General features: G+C 58.3%; 21 protein-coding genes. 9 read left to right on the forward strand and 12 right to left on the reverse strand.

Translation table 11 applies throughout. The annotated features are described in order from the left end of the window. The first annotated feature begins 21 nt into the window (after nt 1–21). The 4 genes from LF252_RS22175 to LF252_RS22190 all read left to right on the forward strand — a co-directional run bounded on the left by LF252_RS22175 (nt 22) and on the right by LF252_RS22190 (nt 4,320). Nucleotides 22–1,269: a hypothetical protein gene (locus LF252_RS22175; RefSeq protein ID WP_226271788.1), complete on the forward strand. Its 1,248-nt coding sequence runs from the start codon at nt 22–24 to the stop codon at nt 1,267–1,269. A 91-nt stretch (nt 1,270–1,360) separates the two neighbouring features. Further along, nucleotides 1,361–2,503, forward strand: coding sequence for a restriction endonuclease (locus LF252_RS22180; RefSeq protein ID WP_226271789.1), 1,143 nt, complete (start codon nt 1,361–1,363; stop codon nt 2,501–2,503). Between the two features lie 153 nt (nt 2,504–2,656). Then, entirely contained in the window at nt 2,657–3,004 is a 348-nt protein-coding gene (locus LF252_RS22185; RefSeq protein ID WP_226271790.1) for a helix-turn-helix domain-containing protein, read from the forward strand. Next, a complete protein-coding gene (locus LF252_RS22190; protein WP_226271791.1) occupies nt 3,001–4,320 on the forward strand; it encodes a type II toxin-antitoxin system HipA family toxin in 1,320 nt (439 codons plus the stop codon). Before LF252_RS22185 ends, LF252_RS22190 begins: the two co-directional genes overlap by 4 nt. Nucleotides 4,321–4,470: 150 nt before the next feature. On the opposite strand, the gene LF252_RS22195 is transcribed toward LF252_RS22190, so the two are convergent. Continuing rightward, nucleotides 4,471–5,220, reverse strand: coding sequence for a type IV toxin-antitoxin system AbiEi family antitoxin domain-containing protein (locus LF252_RS22195; RefSeq protein ID WP_226271792.1), 750 nt, complete (start codon nt 5,218–5,220; stop codon nt 4,471–4,473). A gap of 627 nt (nt 5,221–5,847) precedes the next feature. On the opposite strand from LF252_RS22195, the gene LF252_RS22200 reads away from it, so the two are divergent. From LF252_RS22200 to LF252_RS22220, 5 genes are read left to right on the forward strand one after another with little or no spacing between them, the layout of a single operon-like run. Then, on the forward strand, nt 5,848–6,816 hold the full coding sequence (locus LF252_RS22200) for a CBASS oligonucleotide cyclase (RefSeq protein ID WP_226271793.1): 969 nt from the start codon (nt 5,848–5,850) through the stop codon (nt 6,814–6,816). A gap of 8 nt (nt 6,817–6,824) precedes the next feature. Then, the gene (locus tag LF252_RS22205; RefSeq protein ID WP_226271794.1) at nt 6,825–7,328 is read left to right on the forward strand and encodes an HORMA-1 domain-containing protein; all 504 of its coding nucleotides are present in this window, start codon (nt 6,825–6,827) and stop codon (nt 7,326–7,328) included. Then, entirely contained in the window at nt 7,329–8,219 is an 891-nt protein-coding gene (locus LF252_RS22210; protein WP_226271795.1) for an AAA family ATPase, read from the forward strand. It begins immediately after the preceding gene. Between the two features lie 6 nt (nt 8,220–8,225). Next, nucleotides 8,226–9,071 (forward strand): SMODS-associated NUDIX domain-containing protein, encoded by an 846-nt coding sequence (locus LF252_RS22215; protein ID WP_226271796.1) that lies wholly within the window; start codon nt 8,226–8,228, stop codon nt 9,069–9,071. 22 nt (nt 9,072–9,093) lie between these two features. Beyond that, nucleotides 9,094–9,390, forward strand: coding sequence for a hypothetical protein (locus LF252_RS22220; protein WP_226271797.1), 297 nt, complete (start codon nt 9,094–9,096; stop codon nt 9,388–9,390). 485 nt (nt 9,391–9,875) lie between these two features. On the opposite strand, the gene traN is transcribed toward LF252_RS22220, so the two are convergent. Genes traN through LF252_RS22275 form a run of 11 tightly spaced genes read right to left on the reverse strand, consistent with a single transcriptional unit; the run spans nt 9,876 to nt 19,766 of the window. Next, a complete protein-coding gene (gene traN, locus LF252_RS22225) occupies nt 9,876–11,030 on the reverse strand; it encodes a conjugative transposon protein TraN (protein WP_226271798.1) in 1,155 nt (384 codons plus the stop codon). Between the two features lie 8 nt (nt 11,031–11,038). Further along, nucleotides 11,039–12,238 (reverse strand): conjugative transposon protein TraM, encoded by a 1,200-nt coding sequence (gene traM, locus LF252_RS22230; protein ID WP_226271799.1) that lies wholly within the window; start codon nt 12,236–12,238, stop codon nt 11,039–11,041. 10 nt (nt 12,239–12,248) lie between these two features. After that, nucleotides 12,249–12,863 carry a conjugative transposon protein TraK gene (traK, locus tag LF252_RS22235; protein WP_183405372.1) on the reverse strand — a complete coding sequence of 205 codons (615 nt, stop codon included), beginning with the start codon at nt 12,861–12,863 and terminating at the stop codon, nt 12,249–12,251. Between the two features lie 39 nt (nt 12,864–12,902). Next, complete coding sequence (locus tag LF252_RS22240; RefSeq protein WP_226271800.1) at nt 12,903–13,991, reverse strand: hypothetical protein; 1,089 nt, start codon at nt 13,989–13,991, stop codon at nt 12,903–12,905. 30 nt (nt 13,992–14,021) lie between these two features. Further along, nucleotides 14,022–14,351, reverse strand: a complete 330-nt coding sequence (locus tag LF252_RS22245) for a hypothetical protein (RefSeq protein ID WP_226271801.1) — start codon at nt 14,349–14,351, stop codon at nt 14,022–14,024. A gap of 36 nt (nt 14,352–14,387) precedes the next feature. Continuing rightward, entirely contained in the window at nt 14,388–15,029 is a 642-nt protein-coding gene (locus tag LF252_RS22250; protein ID WP_226271802.1) for a hypothetical protein, read from the reverse strand. Between the two features lie 29 nt (nt 15,030–15,058). Then, a complete protein-coding gene (locus LF252_RS22255) occupies nt 15,059–15,706 on the reverse strand; it encodes a hypothetical protein (RefSeq protein ID WP_226271803.1) in 648 nt (215 codons plus the stop codon). A gap of 30 nt (nt 15,707–15,736) precedes the next feature. Continuing rightward, complete coding sequence (locus LF252_RS22260) at nt 15,737–18,223, reverse strand: TraG family conjugative transposon ATPase (protein ID WP_226271804.1); 2,487 nt, start codon at nt 18,221–18,223, stop codon at nt 15,737–15,739. A gap of 27 nt (nt 18,224–18,250) precedes the next feature. After that, nucleotides 18,251–18,583, reverse strand: a complete 333-nt coding sequence (locus LF252_RS22265) for a DUF4133 domain-containing protein (RefSeq protein WP_183405369.1) — start codon at nt 18,581–18,583, stop codon at nt 18,251–18,253. 11 nt (nt 18,584–18,594) lie between these two features. Continuing rightward, on the reverse strand, nt 18,595–18,912 hold the full coding sequence (locus tag LF252_RS22270) for a DUF4134 domain-containing protein (RefSeq protein WP_119446588.1): 318 nt from the start codon (nt 18,910–18,912) through the stop codon (nt 18,595–18,597). A gap of 44 nt (nt 18,913–18,956) precedes the next feature. Continuing rightward, nucleotides 18,957–19,766 carry a hypothetical protein gene (locus LF252_RS22275; RefSeq protein WP_226271805.1) on the reverse strand — a complete coding sequence of 270 codons (810 nt, stop codon included), beginning with the start codon at nt 19,764–19,766 and terminating at the stop codon, nt 18,957–18,959. Nucleotides 19,767–19,874 lie beyond the last annotated feature (108 nt).

The following is a 19,874-nucleotide window of genomic DNA, read 5'->3' on the forward strand; positions in this document are numbered from 1 at the left end:
CCCATTTATCCCGCCCCGTCAATGCCCGCATCGTTACCGCCCCTCATTCAGCAATACAAAGCCGATTCCGAGTCCGTTTACAACACCTGGTTCATCAACAACGAGGAGCGCCTGAAGGCGTTTCGCTCCATCCGGCGCGGGGTGCAGCAGGTGGTCAAGGACATCAAGGCGGGCAGCTTCGGCAACGACTTCAAGGGCACGTCGCTGGAGTTCGTGCTCAGCGTCATCAGCGAGCAGAAGCAGGTATTTCAGGGCGCGGCCCATCCCTTCTACTGGAAGCCCAAGCTGCGCATTCCGGACATCTACGAGCACGAGGACAACAAGCGTGCTTTCGGTCAGTTTCTGGAAAGCTGCCTGGCCGCCACTACTGAGCAGCAGTTGCTCAAGGAAATTGACCTACTCGACCGCCGCAAAATCAAGGGCCTGGGCCCGGCCGTAGCCAGCATCCTCTACTTCCTGCACCCGACGCTGATGCCGCCCTTTAACACGGCCATCGTTAACGGGTTCAACGCCCTGTTCGGGGAGAAAATCAAGCTGGGTTCCTGGTCGGAGTACCTGCGCATGCGTGAGCGGCTGCGCGACCTGAATCAGGAGCACCGCCAGCACCTGAGCCTCGACTACGGCGCCTTGAGCGGCCTGCTCTTCGACGTGGGCGTGAAGAAGATGATTGCCGGCGACCAGCAGTTTGCGTCCGACGAGGACCGGGACAAGTACCAGCAGCAGGCCCGCAAGCGCCACCAGGAGGTGCAAACCGAGGCCCAGGAGGAAAACCAGCACACCGAGATGCAGCACCACCTGCTGCGCGTGGGTAAAGCCCTGGGTTGCGACGTAACGACGGCCATCAACGACCGCAACCGCCTCTGCCAGGGTCAGAAGCTCTCCTTCCTCTGCCTCGACCAGCACCCGGAACTGCCCGTCCCGGCCGACGTGGCCACCACCATCCGCCTGATTGACGTGGTGTGGTTCGCGCCCGGCACCAACCGTGTGGTGGCTGCCTTCGAGGTAGAGAAAAGCACCAGCATCTACTCGGGCATCCTGCGCCTGACCGACCTGGCCTTCTCCATGCCCGAGCACGAAACGGCGCTTTACCTAGTGGTGCCCGATGCCCGCGAGAAGGAAGTGCAGGCCCAGCTTTCGCGCCCGGCCATCCGGGCCGCCGGGGCCACCATTCATTACATCCTGTTTTCGGAATTGCGCCAGCACTGTGAGGCGCTGTGCAAGTTTGGCGACACCCCGGCCGCGATGCGCAAGATTGCGCGCTCGGTGTAGCTGCCCTCGCTTCCGAAATAATGATTGACTAAAAGTGGAGCTTATTACGCAATACCCGTGGCTACCTGTGCTCGGAGTGCTAGCCGGGGTAGTGTTGCTGCTGGCTTGGAATAACCGACTCGCAAAGGCATTGGCAGCAGAAAAGAGCCGCCTGTATAAAGAGTATCAATCGAAGACTGGTGAGCTGAACATCCGCGAGAAAGTTTTGGACCAGCGTACTTCTGAGCTGGAACGCTTGGAAAAGCTGTTGACGGAGAAAAGCAAAAGTTTCCCTTGGCTTGCCGGCGCAATTGCGGACCTAGTGCTGCTGAATAACAACCAGGTTGCCGATTATCTGGCCTTTAAGCCCCGCCCCGCCAAATCGTCGGCACTGGCAGTCCGGGAGGTAGGAAAAGAAAAGCGCATACTGGCGGCTCAACTAAAACACCTGCAGTACGTCATCAATCAGTACGAGGGACTGTTTCCTTTCCTAACGGAGTTCCGAGAGGGTGAAATTGAGGAAGCCCTGCTGGAGATAAAGGACACGTTTGGCGAACAAACAGCACCAGAAGCGGACCCGGTTACTGTCTTTCTCACAGCCGGCGAGTACAACAGTCTTTCCACAACAGAGCGGAACCAGCGGGCTTTGGAGCGCTACATGCAGGGCCGGAAGAGCCCTTACCAGCTGGGGCGGGACTACGAGCGTTACGTAGGCTATTTGTATGAGCGCGAAGGCTACAGTGTTTCCTATTTCGGCATTGAGAATGGCAAGGAGGACTTAGGCCGGGACTTGATATGCCGCAAGGACGGCAACACGCTCATCGTGCAGTGCAAATTCTGGAGCAAGCATAAGCTCATCCATGAGAAGCACATCAACCAGCTATTCGGTACAACGGTCAAATTCTACTTGGATTCAACCCAAAAGAAGCTAGCAGACCAGCAGCTGCACCTTTTTCCGCAACTGCTCGCTGCCAGCAACATCTCCGGGGTCTTTTGCACTTCCACAGTGTTGTCGGATACGGCTCGCAAGTTCGCCCAAGCGTTAGGCATTCAGGTACGTGAGCAGGTCAAATTGGGAGCCTTCCCCATGATAAAATGCCACATCAGCCCTGCCACGGGTGAACGAATTTACCACCTGCCCTTCGACCAGATGTATGACCGAACCAAGTTAGATAAGGCAGGAGAGTTTTATGCGTTGACCGTCGCAGAAGCGGAAGCCAAGGGCTTTCGAAGAGCTTGGCGGTGGCGTGGCTAGCCGGATAAGAGTTAATGTCGCTTGTACGTAGCATTAAATGGTTTTTTAGCTATTAATGCAATGTGTAAGCATCATTATCAGCTGTTTGAAGTGATTAAAAGTATACTTATTAATGCTATCTTTGCGTAACATTAACCCGTAAATTGGTCGTTAATGCTACGTAAACGTGTCATTATGGATTGGTACGCTTTAACAGACCTTGCAGCGGTCAAGGAAATTGGCCGCAACCTGCAGTTGATTCGCTTGAATCAGGATATCTCCCAGCAGGAATTAGCTACTCAGACGGGTCTGAGTCGTCTCACGATTAGTCAGGTAGAAAACGGTCGGCCGGCTTCCACCTTGACGCTGGTGCAGTTACTACGGGCACTGGGGCGCCTGGATGTGCTGGAAGTCTTGGAAGAATCCGCAACTATCAGTCCCTTGCAGGCTGCAAAACTGGCGCGACAACAACGGCAGCGGGCCAGCCGCCGGGATGAGGATACCACTGCTCCTGGACTATGACACCTGTAAATACCGCGACCATTTCTATTTGGGGCCAGCCGGTTGGGGCCGTGCTGTGGGACGACAGACGCCGAATTGGCTCTTTCGAATACGAGCCCGCTTTCGTGCGCACGGGGTTGGAACTGGCTCCGCTAACGATGCCCCTGCCGCAAAGGCGGCAGCGAGGTATCTTCTCGTTCCCGGTCCTGAACCGGGACACGTACCATGGCCTGCCCGGGCTGCTCGCCGACAGCCTGCCTGACCGGTACGGGCGCCAGCTCATTGATGCCTGGCTGGCTTCCCAAGGTAGGGATGCGGCCTCCTTTACACCCATTGAGCATTTATGCTACCTCGGCCACCGCGGCATGGGCGCGCTGGTATACGAGCCGGCCTCGCAGCCCGCGCTCGAAAAAGGAACTTCCCTTGATGTGGCCGAATTGGTGCGATTTGCCCGGGAGGTTTTGACCAACAAGGAAGGGCTGCAGACGTCGCTGGCCGGCAATGCCGCCGCCGGTTTGGCGGAAATTATCAGTGTTGGCACCTCGGCCGGCGGGGCCCGCGCCAAGGCCGTCATTGCCTATAATGCCAGCACCGAGGAAGTGCGTTCCGGGCAGGTCGATGCGCCCGAGGGGTTTGAGCATTGGCTGCTCAAACTGGATGGAGTCACCAACGCCAGCCTGGGTGACCCGGCGGGATACGGCCGGATTGAATATGCCTATTACCTGATGGCCCAGCAAGCGGGCCTACACATGACCCAGTGCCGGCTGCTGGAAGAAAACGGCCGGGCACACTTCATGACGCGGCGGTTTGACCGGGTGGGAGGCAGCGAGCGGCTGCATATGCAAACCCTTTGCGGACTGGCCCATTTCGACTACAATCAGCCCGGGCTGTATACATATGAGCAGGCTTTTCAAGTGCTGCTACGCCTGCGATTACCACATCCGGCCGTCGAGGAACTGTATCGGCGCATGGTGTTCAACGTAGTGGCCCGCAACCAGGACGACCATACCAAGAATATTTCTTTCCTGATGGACCCGCAAGGAAAGTGGAGTTTGTCGCCAGCGTACGATGTGACGTATTCCTACAACCCAACGGGAGACTGGTCGAGCCAGCATCAGATGTCACTGGCCGGTAAGAGGGACAACTTTTCGGATGATGATTTTCTGGAACTGGCCAAGAAGGTGCAGGTGAAGAAGCCGCGGGAGATAATGCAGCAGGTAACAGAAGCCGTAGCGAACTGGCCCCGGTTTGCGGCAGAGGCGGGCATACCGGAAAAACAAAGCGCCGCCATTGCGTCGACGCACCGACTCGAGTTGTTTAAGGGTATTACGGCGTGACCGGTTGGTGACTTGGCTCGGGCTTTCAAATCAACTGGCTGCTCAACGCTTCGCTAACATGGTTGTGCTTCACTTAGGCCTCTGGATTTGACTACATCATCAGATGGGCGTATTCTAAGGTGCGAAAGTCCTGCTCGTGGGTGTGCAGGGTCATCGGATTTGCCATTGCGCGCGGTTGGGTAAGGCCTGTTCGGACAAACCAAGCTTATAAGTGGATAAGGGATTCAGGCTGGCTTTCAGCTTGGTGGCTAGCTTAACTTCACCCAGCCCTTCCAGCAGGGCCCCCAGCAGGGCGCGCGTGGCCGGGTTGTAGTCCTGCGCCAGGCGAACCAGAGCGGCCTGCTCAGTCGGCAGGAGTTGTTTTATCTGCTCGCGCAGGCGCAGCAGGGCCGCAGCCGGCGTGGTGTCGGGCAGGCGCTTAATCTGCCGCAAAGCGTCGAGCAGCTGGCAGAGCGGGACTTCTTCCAGCTTCACATCGGCCCGGCTGCGCACGAAGCGTACGCGCACGTTGCCGACTTTCTTCGGCCGCCCCGGCCGGGAGGTGGCAATCTGAATTTCCTGTGGCACCTGCGTGGTCAGCCCCAAGCGGTTAAAGGCCGCGACGCCGGTAGGGTAGCCCCGCAGCTTCTTGCTGGGCGTTTGCAGCAGCACCTGCAGCACCTGTTGCTCGGAAACCGGGACCGGGCCGAACCGACTCTGCAGGGGGAAGCGGTACGTGCCTTTCGTGACCTGCTGCACCACGCCTGCCTGGCGCAGCCGGCTCAGGTTCACGGCCACCGTGCCCGGCGCAATGCCCAGGCTGGCAAAGTCCCGGTAGCGCACGAGGGCACCCGGCTCCAGCTGTTGCAAGCGGTTGAGAATTTTCTGGCGGGCGGTCGTGGATTTGGGCGCTTTTTCCATCTGCTACGGCCGGTAAAGAAACGCTAATTGTAAAGTTTTTTTGCTGCAAAACATTACAAATCATACGTCGTGTTATGTCAGAATCGTGGAGTAATACTGTCAAAGTGTTATAATCCTCACACAAATTGAATAAGGGCTGCCAGGGTAGTCGCCGCAGCTCGCACGTTAGATGTGAACTAGGCTTTGCGCTTGCCCCTCTGTGAGAGCGAGCTGCCCGCGCCGGTGGTTCGTGGAACTGGGCCAGCCTCTAGCTCATGTAACCGCTAACCCAGAGCAATAAGCAAAGGCAAGTGTATCCCATGCGCTTATGCTGACCCACCTAAGCAAAATTTTCCTGCGCCGAAAAATCGATGGTATAATTTGTAGCCAATCACCAAGTTGGGCGAACCGACGGGCTGACAAAAGCTACTTCGCCCTTTTGTTGACCAAGCCGTACAGGAAGTAAAAAGCTGACTTCCTGACGGTCAGTGTCAGGTAAGATGCAAGCTTTGCCACTAGAAAGCGGTCAAAATGGCTGTTTCGAGGCAGGTTACCTTGAAATGCTAATGAAATAAGAAAATTGGCTAAATAATTGAGCTGTTTTCGGCGCAAAACGGCTCGTGTGAGTTCGTTGTAAGCAGTCTGCCTATGGAATTAACCAATACTCGTCTTTTCAACTTTATTGACCGAATCAAGCTGCCCCGGGATAGTATGGGGAAGTATCGTGACCAGGTAAACAACCTGCAGGAAAAGCTCGCGGATAAAATTAAGAACGATGACCGCACCGGAGTTAAGGTTTCCGGCTACCGGATTGCAGGCTCCTGGGCCAAACACACCATCCTTCGGGCAACAGGACTTAACCCCATTGATATTGACTTGGTGCTGTTCGTTTCAGGCGATGAGTCCTTGCGAGACGATGTGGGGAAGCTACATGATTTCGTGGTGTCTTATCTGGAGGAGATATACCCCACAAAGGATATTGCGAAGGATGTGGATGCCGAGGGCAAGACGAAGGCTATTACCATCAAGTTCGTGGGCACGGGCCTGCACGTGGACATCGTACCCGTGGTTCCGCTCGACAAGCCAGCTGGCTACGTGTGGCAACCCGAACGCGGCGGCGGCGGCCGGTACCATACCAGCGTAACTGGTCAATTGGACGCCGCGAAAACGTGGAGGGGCAACAATGCTTCGTACACCTCCATCGTTCGAGCCGCCAAGCATTGGCGCAATCACCAAGAACTGGACCTGCTGTCTTCCTTCACAATAGAGCTTATCGTGGCCTATCTGGAAGAGCATGAAGGAGTAAGTACCAACATTGAGCACGGGTTGTTGCGCTTCTTCCGCTTTCTGAGTGATGCCACCTTTCCGGTTATCTCTTTCCCCCAGGCCATCCATAGCGTGCCAAGCACCTTTTCCAATCCAGTGTTTATCGCTGACCCGACGAACAACGAAAATAATGCGGCCAGCAAACTGACCAAAGTAGGTTGGGATGAGGTGCGCAGCAAGGCGTTAGAAGCGTACGAAACCATCCATATCGCCCGTACTATGTCGGATTTAGACAGCACCGTCGATGAGTGGAAACAAGCATTCGGTCCTAAGTTCAACGTCGAAGCCTAAGCACCATAATGAGTACCTACACGCAAACCACAACGCGCACCACCACGGATGTTCAAAAAACCTTTCAAGGGTTTAAAGCGGACCTAGGCATGATTGCCATGCGCACGAGCAAGTGGACCCAGGCGCAGGTAGACTTCTACTTCCATGACGTGCTGAAGCTGGCAGAAAATTCGTACCTGAGGCGCGTGGATATCATTCTCCACAATAGCTTGACTGGTGACCCTATCCGAGTAGCCACGTATACCGTCAACAACGAGGGCACGGCTATGGATGGCGGGCGCGCTGGCGGTAACGACTGGCCTAATCTGGCCAATACGCACCTATCCTTGCTGCTGCATTATACGTCGGAATGGAGCAAGCTCACGCCGACGCAGCAGAGCGACTTTGAAGGTAAGCTAAATGGTGCTTGGTCGCCTTCCTCCATCAACAGCAGCTACCCCCACCTGACGCGGGAAGCGGCTCAGCTTTACGCCACCAACGGGTACGAACTCCAAAAGCAAAACCTGAAGTAAATGTCTTCTTCTACGATTTTTGACAGTACGCTAGAGCTTCCTACGCAGGAACTGGTCGACCGGGCCCAAACGCTCATCGGCTTTGACGACCGGTTTACCCAAGTGCATTTCAACCTAAAGCTGCTGCTCGACCCCGAGGGGCTCAGCACTTGGAGCAAGAAGCACCACCAGCGGGAGTTACCTATTATTCGTTCGCTCACGGACCGGCACCCGCTTATCATTCTGGAGGGTGATGCAGGTACTGGCAAGACCGTGTCGGCTGAGGTCATTGCCAATAAAATGTTGGTAGAACTCAATAAAACCGGCTACTTCATGAAGCTTAGCACCCGGGTGCGTGGCGATGGCGTGCATGGGCAAATGGCCAAGCTGGTCAACCAGGCTTTTGAAGAGTTGAAGAAGGTGGCGGGCCAAAAACGCATTGCATTCTTATTCATCGACGAAGCCGATGCTATTGCCACCACCCGTGCCACCGCACAGATGCACCAGGAGGAAAAAGCGGCGGTGAACACGTTGATTCAGAAAATTGACGAAACCCGGGAACTAGCTGGTCGAGCCATCGTTTTTCTCGCTACCAACCGCTTACACTTTCTGGACGAAGCCATTGTGCGGCGGGCGGCGGTAGTGATGAAATTTGACCGTCCGACGGAGGAAGAGCGCAAAGCATTGCTCAAGCAGGAACTGGCCGGCGTGCCGCTATCGGCGAAAGAACTGGATGAGTTGGTGGCTCTCACTGACGCCGCCAAGAACGGCGGCGTTGGGTACTCTTTCTCCGACCTGCGGTTGCGTTTCCTGCCTGCCGCCGTAGCGTTAGCTTACCCAGATAAACCGCTGGGTTACGAGGTTTTACGGCAAGCTTTGACCCAAGTCCGCCCGAGTCCTCAAATCAGGTAGGCCGGTATGAAACGCATCATTGCGCTGGCGTTGGTCACGGTGTTGAGCGTGGTCGTCGTGTTCCTCATTCAAGTCTACCCGCTGGATAAAAGTCCATGGGCCGCTCTGGCAGTAAGCATGCTGGTGAACGTCATCACGACGCCGGTATTTGCGGCGATGGTGGAGCTGTTTTTTAATTTCCATCGCCTCCCGCTTCGAATCAAAACCTTGTGGTATTGGAACAAGGAAGTCCGGATTTCCATCGCGTACCTATTCCGTATTCAGGTAAACGGTAAGTACCTGCTGGTTAAGAACAGAAAACGCAACTATTACCAGCTCGTGGGCGGCGCCTACAAGGCGTTTGATTCGGCCAAGCCCACTTTCACTAAATACCGGGTGAATCCTGATCGTCAGTTTACCACCAGCCACGGGGTGGCTAAAAGCGACTTGCGCTTTATGGTGCCGGGCTGGCATGTGCTCAGTATGATTGACTGGTTTAACTCGCAGAAGGACCGGGAAACCAGTCAGTGGCGCGAGTTCTGCGAGGAACTGCTTACGACAGGGATTCTCGACAAGCACTTGTTCCGGTACGTGGACTATGCCTACGTTACGACTATTCAGACGCCCATGCGCCGCGCCAAGCGTCTTCCTAATCAAGAAATCTTAATTTTTGAGATTTACGATGTGCTACCCACCACGGAACAGCAAGCAGCTTTGGAGGAACTGTTTGCGGCGGGCGACACCGACCAGGTGAAATGGGCATCCCGAGACTTGATAGAAACGCTCGGTACCGACCACGCCAGTGAAGTCACTCCATACGAAATCGGTGCACATACTAAGTGGGCTGTGAACGGCCGCTGGAGTGACGACTGATTCAACACCACATCTTTTCCTCATGACTGCCGAAGAGCTTTACACCAGTGTCATTGCTGACTTAGCGGTGCCATCAATTCATCCGCTACACCAAGCCATCTTAGAAGAATGCTGCGAAAATGCTTTGGCGAATGACCAAGGAATTACGGGTGCCATCGAGCTTAAAAAAGTGGTACACTTGGCCTTTCTAAGCGCCTTAGCCGCGGCCAAAGGCATCCTCCTGGGCGCCTTGACTGCGGCGGACGCTGACCAAGCTACGCTACAGTATCGAGGAAGAACTTTCGTGATACCAGCCAACTCTACACTACTGAAAGATTAATCAAACGGTCCGGTTTTACCCGGACCGTTTGATTAATCTTTATCGACTTGTACGTAAAGTATCAAGCGACAACAGCGTTGGCGGGATTATTTCTAGATTACATTTATAGCCGAAATCAAAACATCAAAATGAACTTACAATCGATTTTCGACGACATTACCCAAGTGTTTGATGGACAGAATGTGAACGGAGGTTCTGTTGATGTCAACTACATCAAGAAGTACCCGCATTCAGGCCCTGTCAATCAGCACCCAAATCGGCTTATATCAGAGGTTTATAGAATAGAAGCAGACACTAGTAATTTCATTGTCGTTGATTACGAGTGCCGGGACGGACTGAGGACATTCCAAATCAATCCTGATAAAAATACGGTCGATGTCGCTTTGACTGTGAACGGACAAGTAGTAGCTAACAAGTATTACTACTGGGAGGACTAAGACTGGTAAATAAGGTAGCCAAGTCTATACAAGGAAATTAGCTAGGGCTTACTGGAAGCCACGTGCCCGGAGCAGGTCGCTGTTGGAAAGCTTGAGCTTAATATTGCGCCCGCCCCCTTTCTCGTACACCTCGACAACTAGGTTTTTCTGGTCGGGAATGGTGAACTTCTTGAACACAAACACCTGCTGGAGCTTGCCGGCGGCTTCAATCTTTTTCAGGTTGCCGTTGTAGACGTAGGTAGGCGTGAGTTCAATGGCTTGCTCGGCCGTGCGCTTGGTTACCTTCTTGTCCTGGATGTAGAACTTGACGAAATCCACGTCATACGTCACGTTGGAGCGGTTGCGCAGGTGCAGCGGGAAAAACAGGGTTTCCTGCTGGTAGCCCACGCTGCCCGCGCGCACGCTGAGCTGGTTTTTCGTGTCGCTGGCCGCCGCGCCGCCGCGCGCCAGCGCCTGCTGGGAGTAAGCATCCAGGTTGCCCTGCGGAATGGGCGTGTTCGACAGGATGGCCTCGCTGCCGGCCTGCGCGGTGGAGTTGGCTGGCGTGCTCAAATCCAGGCTCAATACCTTGGGGTCGTGCTGGTAGTTGACGACGAACATGTACAGCTTGCCCCCGGAGGTGAGCACGGTCATGTTGGTTTCGGTCAGGCGGTTGCTGGCCGCCTTCACGCGGACAATGTTGTCGGCACCCGTGGCCTTGGCGGCCAGAATGCCCGAGCTACCCAGGTCGACGTAGGTGACCGGATAGGGAAACACGAGGTGCGTAGTTTTCTGGTCCGAAACGTAAAGCGGAAGCACGGGGAGCTTGGCGGGGCCCGCGCTGGGCGCGCCCAGGTCCAGGCCCAGCTGGCGCGGGTTGCGCTGGTAGCCCACCACGAAGGAGTAGAGCTTGCCGCTGGCCGTCAGCACGGTCATGTTGGTTTCGCTGAAGCCGCTGCCGGCGGCCTTGACCCGTACGATGTTTTCGGAGCCCGTGGCCTTAGCCGCAATCAGCCCGGCGCTGCCTAAATCGACATAGGTGACCGGGGAGGGAAAGACCAGGTGGGTCGTTTTCTGGTCCGAAACATACAGCGGATACGTCGCCAACTTCGCCGCGGCCGCTGGGGCCACGGGCCGGGTGCTGGCCAGCGTCGTGGATTGGGCCAGGGCGGGCATTGCGGTCAGGCTGAGGGGCAGGGTGCAGAGGGCAAGGACGATTCGCATAGCGTAGCTTATTTATCAATCTTCAACATGACCTGGTAGCCGGCTTTCAGGCGTACTTTGACCAGGCGGATTTTCTTCTGGCCGAGGCCCTTGACGGCGGTAACCGCAACGCCGGCCGCGGCCAGCGTGGGGTCGGCGCTCATGGTCATGGCGTCGGCGGCGTTCAGGCCGTCGGCCCCAGCTTGCTTGGCTGCGTCCCGGGTAATGGCGCCCGGGATGTGCAGGCCTTCCAGGCCGTCCACGTCGTAGACTTCGAGGGCCACCGGGAAGACCCGATTGCCGGTTTTCAGCGTTTCGATGCTGATGTTCAGCCGCTCCCCGGCCAGGCTGCACTTACCGTAGATGAAGGTGTTGGCCGGCAGGGCGCGGCCGTTGACCACGGCCGATTCCGTCAGGCGCATTTTCACCAGCGAGCCGCTGACAACTTCCTGCGATTCGTGAATGACGGCCGGCAGGGTGTTGGCATCCTCCGTAGCCGCCCGACCGTCATCCAGACCCGTGAACGAGGCCGTGCGCCTCCTGCCCGCGCCGTTCGAGCCCAGCCGGGAAACGACAGCATCGTCATCGACCACTTTGGCGCGGGTGCTGGCTTTTTTCCTGGTCTTGGCCACCGCCGGCGCGGCCGGGCGGGCAACCCCTCCCCCACTGCTGTTGCTCTGCGCCAGCAGCTGGGCCATCTGCAGTTGGGCGTCTTTCTCGGCCAGCTCCCGCTCGTGCTGGCTGCGCATCAGCTCCAACTGCTCCTGAGGAGTGAGTGACCCAGGCGCCGCTGTCGTTGGGTCCACCGCCGTGCCGGGCGTGGTTCCGCCGTTCAGTTGGGCCTGCTGGGCGGCAATGAGTTGCTGCTGGGCTTCCACCACGGATTTATTCACCGAGCCGTTGGGGCCGGGCTTACCGTCGGCGCCAATCGAATACGACAGGCCCGAGCCGGCGGCCGTATCGAGGCGGGCATCGACCAGGCCCCGGTTGCGCAGGGTGTCCACCGGGCTGGCGTAGGCTTCGAGCTTGCTAGCCGTAATGGAACCCTTCTCGGCCGTGGGCAGGGAAGTATTGAAGCCGGACGGCACATTCTGAGCCTCGGCGGGCGCACCCTGGCCCCCGTCGCCCAGGTAGAACATGACGGCCAGGAAGGGGACGCCCACCACCGGCAGGAAGGTGGCCATCTTGCGGGTGCGCAGAAATTGCGCGTCGTGCGGTTTGGTTTCCATCGGGTGGGGCTTAGCGGGGCTGAGTACTGAGGTCTTCGTTGCGCAGCACGCGCCAATTTTCCATCAGGAAGCCGTGCGGGTTGTTCTCCGAGCGCGTCACGTCGCGCAGCGAGCATTCCGAAAGGAAGTTGCGGGTGGTCACCGAGGTGGCCCGGATGACGCGCTGGTGGCCGTAGCACCGTGCTACCAACGGGCGCGAGTTGGTTATCACCACGCTGTCCACGCTCATTTCCAGGCTGATGTTGGCGGCAATCAGGTCGTTGTAGAAGCCCTTCTCCTTGAAGTTCTCGTACTGGCGCTTCGCGGAGTTGTCGGCCAGGTACAGCGCCTTGTTCACGTTGCTGTCGATGGCCTTCTGGTCGGGGTCCAGGGTGAAAAACAGCTCGTGGAAGCGCGTGACGTGGGCGCGGGCTTCCACCGGGCGGTTGGCCCGCGCATCCCGGGCGCCGGCCGTGAGCAGCTGCCCGCCCTCCAGCACGTAGATGCGGTTGGCAGCTGCGGTGGTGGTCTGAAACGCGAAGTAGGCAATGGTGCCGGCCAGCACCAGCACCGCCACAATGAAGAGCAGGGCCAGGGTCTTAACCTGCTGGAAGGCGGAGTCGATGGTTTTCAGGGATGCGAACATGGCTAGGAGGGGCTAGTGGGAGGATAGGGAGCTGGTCACTCAGCTTTTGCGGCTAAATCGTTCGCGCAAAGCCATGCCCGCCCGGTGGCCGAGCTCCTCGCTGCGCGACATGTTTTGGGTGGTGGCCCAGCCGGCTGCGCCCTGGGCCACACCCGCGCTGGTCCGAAGGCCGGCGCCACTGGCTGCACCGGCAATGGCGGCGGTGGTGGCCGTGGTGGTGGTGATAAACGAAGTGGCCGCGCTGCCCACACCCGAGCCGTCAATCAGCATATCCGCCGCCTTGGGGACGCAGATGTAGCCCACGATGGCCAGCACGAGCATACACAGGTAGGCAATGTCAGCCGATTCCACGCTTCCGCCAGCGCTGAGCTGCCGGATATTCTCGTTGAGCATTGTTACCTGAACGTGGGCCAGCACCGCCGCATAAATGTTGGCTACCGGTACCCAGAGCGAAATCGTGAGGAAGTAGCCGAACCACTTCAGAAGTCCCCCGCCAAAGCCCGGAATGATAGCAATGCCAAAGGCTAGCGGGCCGGCGACGCTGAGCAGCACCAACAGGAAAGTGGAAATGAGGCTAATGGCCAGCTTGGCGGCCAGCGCGCCCAACTCCAGAATAGACTTGGTCCATTCCCGGAAGTTCTGGCCCACACTATACTGGACCTGATTGAACGCCAGACTGGCCTTGCGGCCCACGTCCAGCGCCCCGAGCTTGCCCAACTCCTTTTCGTAGTCCTCATTGATTTGCATGTCGGCTTTGGCTTTCGCATCAGCGGCCAGACGGTCGCGTTCTGCCGTGAGCCGGTTTACTTCCGCCAATTGCCCCATCCGGATAGCATCGGTGCCATGGGCTACGGACATGGTGATGCCGCGCAATGCACCGCACAAGGGCACGAACAGCAGGATGGCCAGACCGATAGCAAATGGCCGCAGCAGCGGAAACAGGTCGATGGGCTCGGCCCGGGCAATGTTTCCCCATACCTTGCTGCTGATGTACAACAGGGCTCCGATGCCCCCGATGGCCCGTCCCAGGTTGATGAACAGGGAGGTGAACGTGAGCATTTCGGTGTAAATGGCGTCGAGCTTCTGCTCGTACACGGCCATGTTCAAATCAATTGCGGTCGGGTCCATGCGGGCATTGTTAAAAGCGGAGCGAGAGACTTAATTGGCTACCTGGGCATACTCCCCTTCCCCGGAAACCAGGAGGTGGTTTTTCTCATCCAGGTAGATGATGTCCATAGCTCCGAATCCGGTGTTGACGGTGAGCTTGTGATTATCCTTGTCATAGGTGAGCGGGTATTCCTTTTTGCCTTCCAGCAGCGTCAGATTATCTCCGCGCTCCTGAATTGTCATACGCGGCCGCTCGGGGCTATCTACTGACTGCCATTCACCCAGGAACTGGGCTGTTCCGCTGTTGGAGGAACACGAGGTGAACAGTGCCATTGTCAGGGTGGCAACTACAGTGAGCAATTGATTTAGCTTGCTTTTCATCGGGTCGAAAGTGGAAGTGAAAGGAAAGGGTGCCCCCTAGCGGGCAGTCATAAAAGCATTTACCGCTTCCCGGTCCCGCACCTGCTGCGCCTGGTGCTGCGCGATGGCCCGGCACTTGTTGCTGAAGTAATTCATCAAGTCGTGCTGCTTGCTGATGCGGTCGGCGATGTTGTCGATGAACTCAATGCGCTCCGGGTCGGTCATCTTCGCCTTATTTGCGCTAAGCACCCCGGCCAGCTCCCCGAGCAGGGCGACGTTTTCCTGCAGGATGGTTTGGTAGACCGTAGAGGCTTCGCTGAGCTGCGCGGGGGTGAGCCGCTGAGCCCGTAGCTCCGGGATGGCACCTGCGAACTGGTTAATCATCTCGCTCTGATGCGTATAAATCTCCCGAACCCGGCGGTAGTTGCGGACTCCGGCGCTGATTTGGAGCAGGCTGCTGTACCATTGGTCGTGCAGCTGCTGCGTCTTGTCGATGATGCCCTTAATCTGGCCGCTCACCACTTTCATGTCGCCGGCCAGCTTCTTGCCCTGCCCCAGCAGGGTAGTGGACACGCCCTGGTGGAAAATCTGCTTACGCGAGCTTTGCTCGGCAACCGGAGCCGATATGACAGCTTGCGCGCAGGCTGGGCCCGCCAGCAGGGTCAGGCCCAGGGTGAGCATTCTGGAGGTTGCTTTCATAAGGGAGCAAGTCGGGGATGAGTCGGTGGCTAGCGGGCGCCCATCAGCGCGTTGAGGGCCTGTGTATCCTGGGCCTTCTGCTCCGCCAGGTGCATCTGCACGTAGTTGCGCTGCGTGTAGTAGTTGATGAGGCTCAACTGGTCGGAAATCTTCGCGTCCAGCTTGTCGATGAAGCGCATCCGTTCGGCATCCGTCATCTTGAGCATGGCTGGGCTGACGATGGTTTGCAGGTCCGAAACGGTGTTGGCGCCCTCCGTCAGCATTTTCGAGTACACGCTGGTCATGGTAGAGAGCTGCTCTGGCTGCACAAAGGGCGACTGTCGCAGGGTTTCAATGGCCGTGGCGTAGGTCTGGATAATTTGGCCCTGCTTCTCAAACACGGACTGCACGCGCCGATACGTGCGCACCGTCGCGCTGACCTGCTGTAGTCCGTCGTACCAGGTCTTGGCCAGCTGCAGGTTCTTCTCCGAGAATACCTTGGTTAGCTCCTGCTCCTTCACGCCGGCCTTTACCAGCACGTTGGCGGCTTTAGAAAGGCCCTTCATGGTGTTTTGCAGACCGGTCTGTACGCCGGACTGCACTTCCAACACCGGGGCCGTTACTACGAGTTGAGCAGATGCCTTCATGGCACTGAAGGAGAGGCAGGCCAAGCCCAGGATGGTGACTTTCGCTTTCATCGTTTTTTCCCTTTTGTTGATGTGAAGCTCCTACCCTTCGCGCAGCTCGGCAGCGAAGAGCTTGATGGCCGTGGGCATGTCGCGGGTCTGGCGTAGCTTCTCGAATAGCCGCACTTTCTCGGTTTCCTCGGTGGTGTAGGTCACGTATTCTTCCTTCGACACCTCGATGGCGTACACCTTCGACACCACCCCGCCCAGTGAGATGAACACCTCAGTGTAGCGGCCCCGCGCGGGCTTGTTGTCGCGGTTGATGCTCAGCACCAGGTCCTTTTCCTTAAGCGTGAGCGAGAGCAGCGCCTGTATCTCCTCGAAGCGGTTGATGAACTTGCGCTGGTCGAGCAGAATCTTGCAGTCCGAGTTGTTGATGATGGCGTCCTTGACAATCTCGTTGCCGATGATGTCGTCGATTTCCTGCGTGACCACGATGGCCTCGCCGAAGAACTTGCGCACCGTCTTAAACAGGTACTTGATGTAGGCGGCCATGCCGGGCGTGGTCAGCGCCTTCCAGGCCTCCTCAATCAGAATCATCTTCCGCACCCCCTTGAGCTTGCGCATCTTGGAGATGAAGGTTTCCATGATGATGAGCGTGACCACCGGAAACAGGATGGGGTGGTCCTTGATGTTGTCGAGCTCGAAGACGATGAACGGGGCCTGCACCAAATCCAGCTCCTTGTCGGAATTGAGCAGGTAGTCGTACTCGCCGCCCCGGTAATAGGGCCCGAGCACGTAGAGGAAGTTGTCGATGTCGAAGTCCTTTTCGCGCACCTTCTCCTCCTCCAGCACCTTGCGGTAGGTGCCCTTCACGAACTCGTAGAACGTGTTGAAGCTGGGCTGGATAGCCGGGTTGGCTTCGAGCATCACGTAATACAGGCTCACGGCCGTGGAAAGCGACACGTACTCCGACTGGCTCACCGCTTCGTCATCCTTTTTCCAGAGCGCCTGCAGCAATGTTTTGATGCTTTCCTTCTTCTCCACGTCGAGCTTGCCCGAAATCAGGAAGGGGTTGAAGGCGATGGGCGCATCCTCCTCGTAGGTGAAGTACACCCCGCCCACCAGCTCGCAGAGGCCCTTGTAGGAGTTGCCCGTGTCCACCAGCAGCACGTGGGCGCCCTGCTCGTAGTACTGGCGCACCATGTGGTTGGTGAAAAACGACTTGCCCGAGCCCGAGGGGCCGAGCACGAACTTGTTGCGGTTGAAGATGACCTGCCGCTTCATCGGCTCATCGGAGATGTCCACCAGCACGGGCTTGCCGGTGAGGCGGTCGGAGAGCTTGATGCCCTTGGTGGCGCCGGTGGAGCGGTAGTTGGTTTCCGAGGCCCAGAAGCAGACGGCCTGCTCGATGAAGGTGTAGAAGGTTTCCTCTGCGGGAAAGTCGCCGGCGTTGCCCGGAATGCCGCCCCAGTAGAGCGCGGCAATGTCCACGGTGTTCTGCCGGGGCTTGCAGTTCATCTGGTTGAAGGCCGCATTGACCAGCTTGCGCACCTCCGCCAGCTCCTCCTCGCTGCGGCCCCAGGTCAGCACGTTGCAGTGCACCCGCACCGGGCGGCGCTTGTGGGCAATCAGCTCGTTGAGGAAGGCGTGGTAGTACTCCACGTTGATGGCGTTCTGCCGGGAGTAGAGCGAGAGGGAGTTGAGCCGGTCCTTCTTCTGCTCGAAGGTTTTCACCGTCTTCTGGGTGTTATCCAGAAACACGTACTGGTTCAGGATGTGGCTGGTGCCTAGCAGCAGCCCCAGCGGCGCGGCAAAGGAGATGGGAAAGTCCGAGTACTCGGTGCTGTAGGCCTCGTAGCGGATGTCGGTTTCCACCGAGGTGGGCAGGTCGTCGAGGTTGGCCACCGAGAACATCTGGCAGAACTCCTGCCCTACCTTCAGCCCGTTAGTCAAATCCAGGTCCACCTGCAGGGCCTGGTCGGACAAGTCCAGTGAGAGATACTTTTCCAGCAGCCCGGCCTTTTCCTGGGTACCGGCCAGCTCATCGGAAGTAAGCCGGTGCGAGCGGATAAAGGGCGCGTTGGTGGGTCCCACCCCTTCCAGTGTGCGCACGAATTGGCCCACGCTGTCGAAGAAGCTTTCCAGCACCTTCGTGTCGAGCATGTCCTTGGGCACGATGTGGCGCCGGGCCAGCAGCCCCGAGGTGCTGCCCCAATTGGGCCGCTCCGACGAGGTTTTGGTGATGTAGAGGTAGCAGAAGTGGTTCAGGAACGGCCGCTCGTTGAAGTGCCGCTCGTAGGCGGCGGAGAGCAGCGTGCGCTCAGCTTCGAAGCCCGGCGCGTACTTGTCTTCCACGTACCAGTCCTGCTTGTGCACCACGCAGTGGTCGGGCAGCAGGCGCACGGCCTTCACGAAGGCGGCCTGCAGCTGGGCGTAGTCCTCGCGCGAGAGGGTGAAGATTTCCGGCAGCTCCAGCCGGAAGGCCACCGTCACGTCCGCGTTTTTCGAGACGAGGCAATCCTTCTCCACCTTGTAGATGGGCTGCTTGGATTCCAGGGAAACGGAGGGCAGAACCTTGTTGCTCATAGGCAGGGAATGCACCCGCGCCGGCCGCTACGCGCGGCCGGGCGGGTCCTGGTTGAGGCGTTGGAAAAGGCGGCTGTGCCGGTTGGTGATGTAGCGGGGCGAGGAGCGGCGGGCGGCGGCTTTCATCAGCCCATGCTCGCCGAAGCGGCGGTTCAGGGCGAAGACCCCGGCCCACATGCCGCCCCCGGCCAGGAAGGTGAGCAGCACGGTGAGTGCCAGCGGTACGCCCGCCAGGTAGCAGGTCACGAACAGGGCAAACACCAGCCCGATGCCGGCCACCAAAAAGTAAATGTTGCTGCCCACCAGCCCCTTGAATTCGACGGGCTTGTTGATGCCGCGGTTCAGGTCGTAAACGGGCATGGTTAGACAGCTTACAGGAAGAACGAGCGTACCACCGTGGCCACGATGACTAGGAAAATCATCGAGCCAAACCACGACACGGCCGTTTTCTGGGTGTCCTGGTCGCCGGAGTTCCACTTGCTGTATACCTTGATGGCGCCCACCAGGCCCAGCACCGCCCCGATGGCGTACATGAGCTTGGTGAGCGGGTCGAAGTAGCTGGTGACCTGAGTAGTGGCATCCTGGATGCCGGCCGTGCCGTTGCCGCCCCCGGTTTGGGCGTAGAGCAGGTGCGAACTAAGGAGCAGGGCCAGAACGGCCAGCGAGGTACTAAAACGCTTCTGGTTCATACGAATGGGAAAGAATGAGACGTGGAGGATGGGCGAGACGGGCACTACAGCTCGTCAGATCCGAACAGGGCGGCCAGCTCGGCCTGGTATTCTTCCAGGTGCTGGGCCATTTGCTCAGCCAGGCAGCTGCCCTGCAGGCCGGCCGGGGCGGGCGGGTTCTGGCCCGCCTGCAGCAGGGCGATGTACTCGCTGACCGATTCGGCGGCCACCAGCTGCGGGGCGGGCCCGGCGGTGATGATGTCCAGCGGGGAGGCCACCGGCTCCTCGAACGAAGCCAGCGGCTCGTAGCTCGCCGGCAGTTGCTGCTGAAGCGCGGGCTCGGCGTCGAGGAGTTCGGTGGGTTGGTCGACGGCCGCTGGCAGGTCCGCCTCGGCATGGGCTTCGCGCCGCACCAGCTCGGCCAGGCGCTCATCAGCCTGGTCGGGGGCTTCGGTCCTGTTCTGGTCCTGCGCGGCAGCCTGCTCCTCAGCCGAGACTGAAGCAGCATCCATCGGCGCGCTGTCGTCGGCGCTCTGGTCTTGGCCAGTAGCCGTAGCGGTGGAGGCGGGCAACTGGCCTTCTACTACTGATTCATTGTTGGGGGGCAGATTATCCGCCGCGCCTTCCTCCGCTACCGTGGCTTCCGGAGCGGCCCCAGCGGCAGCCGGCTGCGGCGGCGCAAAGGCGGAGGTCGGGCGCACCAGGGCGGGCGGAGCCGTGGCGGTGGCCAGGGTGCTGCCCGCGCCGCGCTTACCGAGCGAAAGCAGCGGGGCGAGTTCGGCGCGGTAGTAGAGTAATCCGACTACCAGGTAGTAGAGCAGAACCACAACCAGCATAAACAGGCCAAACTGGCTCCAGGTATAAGCGCTGAGCATCGGCAGGAATCAAGTGTGGCACCTCGGGTCGGCCGACCTGAGCGTGGAAGTGCCAAACCAGACAGGTTTGACTTGTGCAAACCTATCCGGCCTCAAAACCCGATTAGT

Source organism: Hymenobacter pini, assembly GCF_020421205.1.
In the GTDB taxonomy this organism is placed as follows: domain Bacteria; phylum Bacteroidota; class Bacteroidia; order Cytophagales; family Hymenobacteraceae; genus Hymenobacter; species Hymenobacter pini.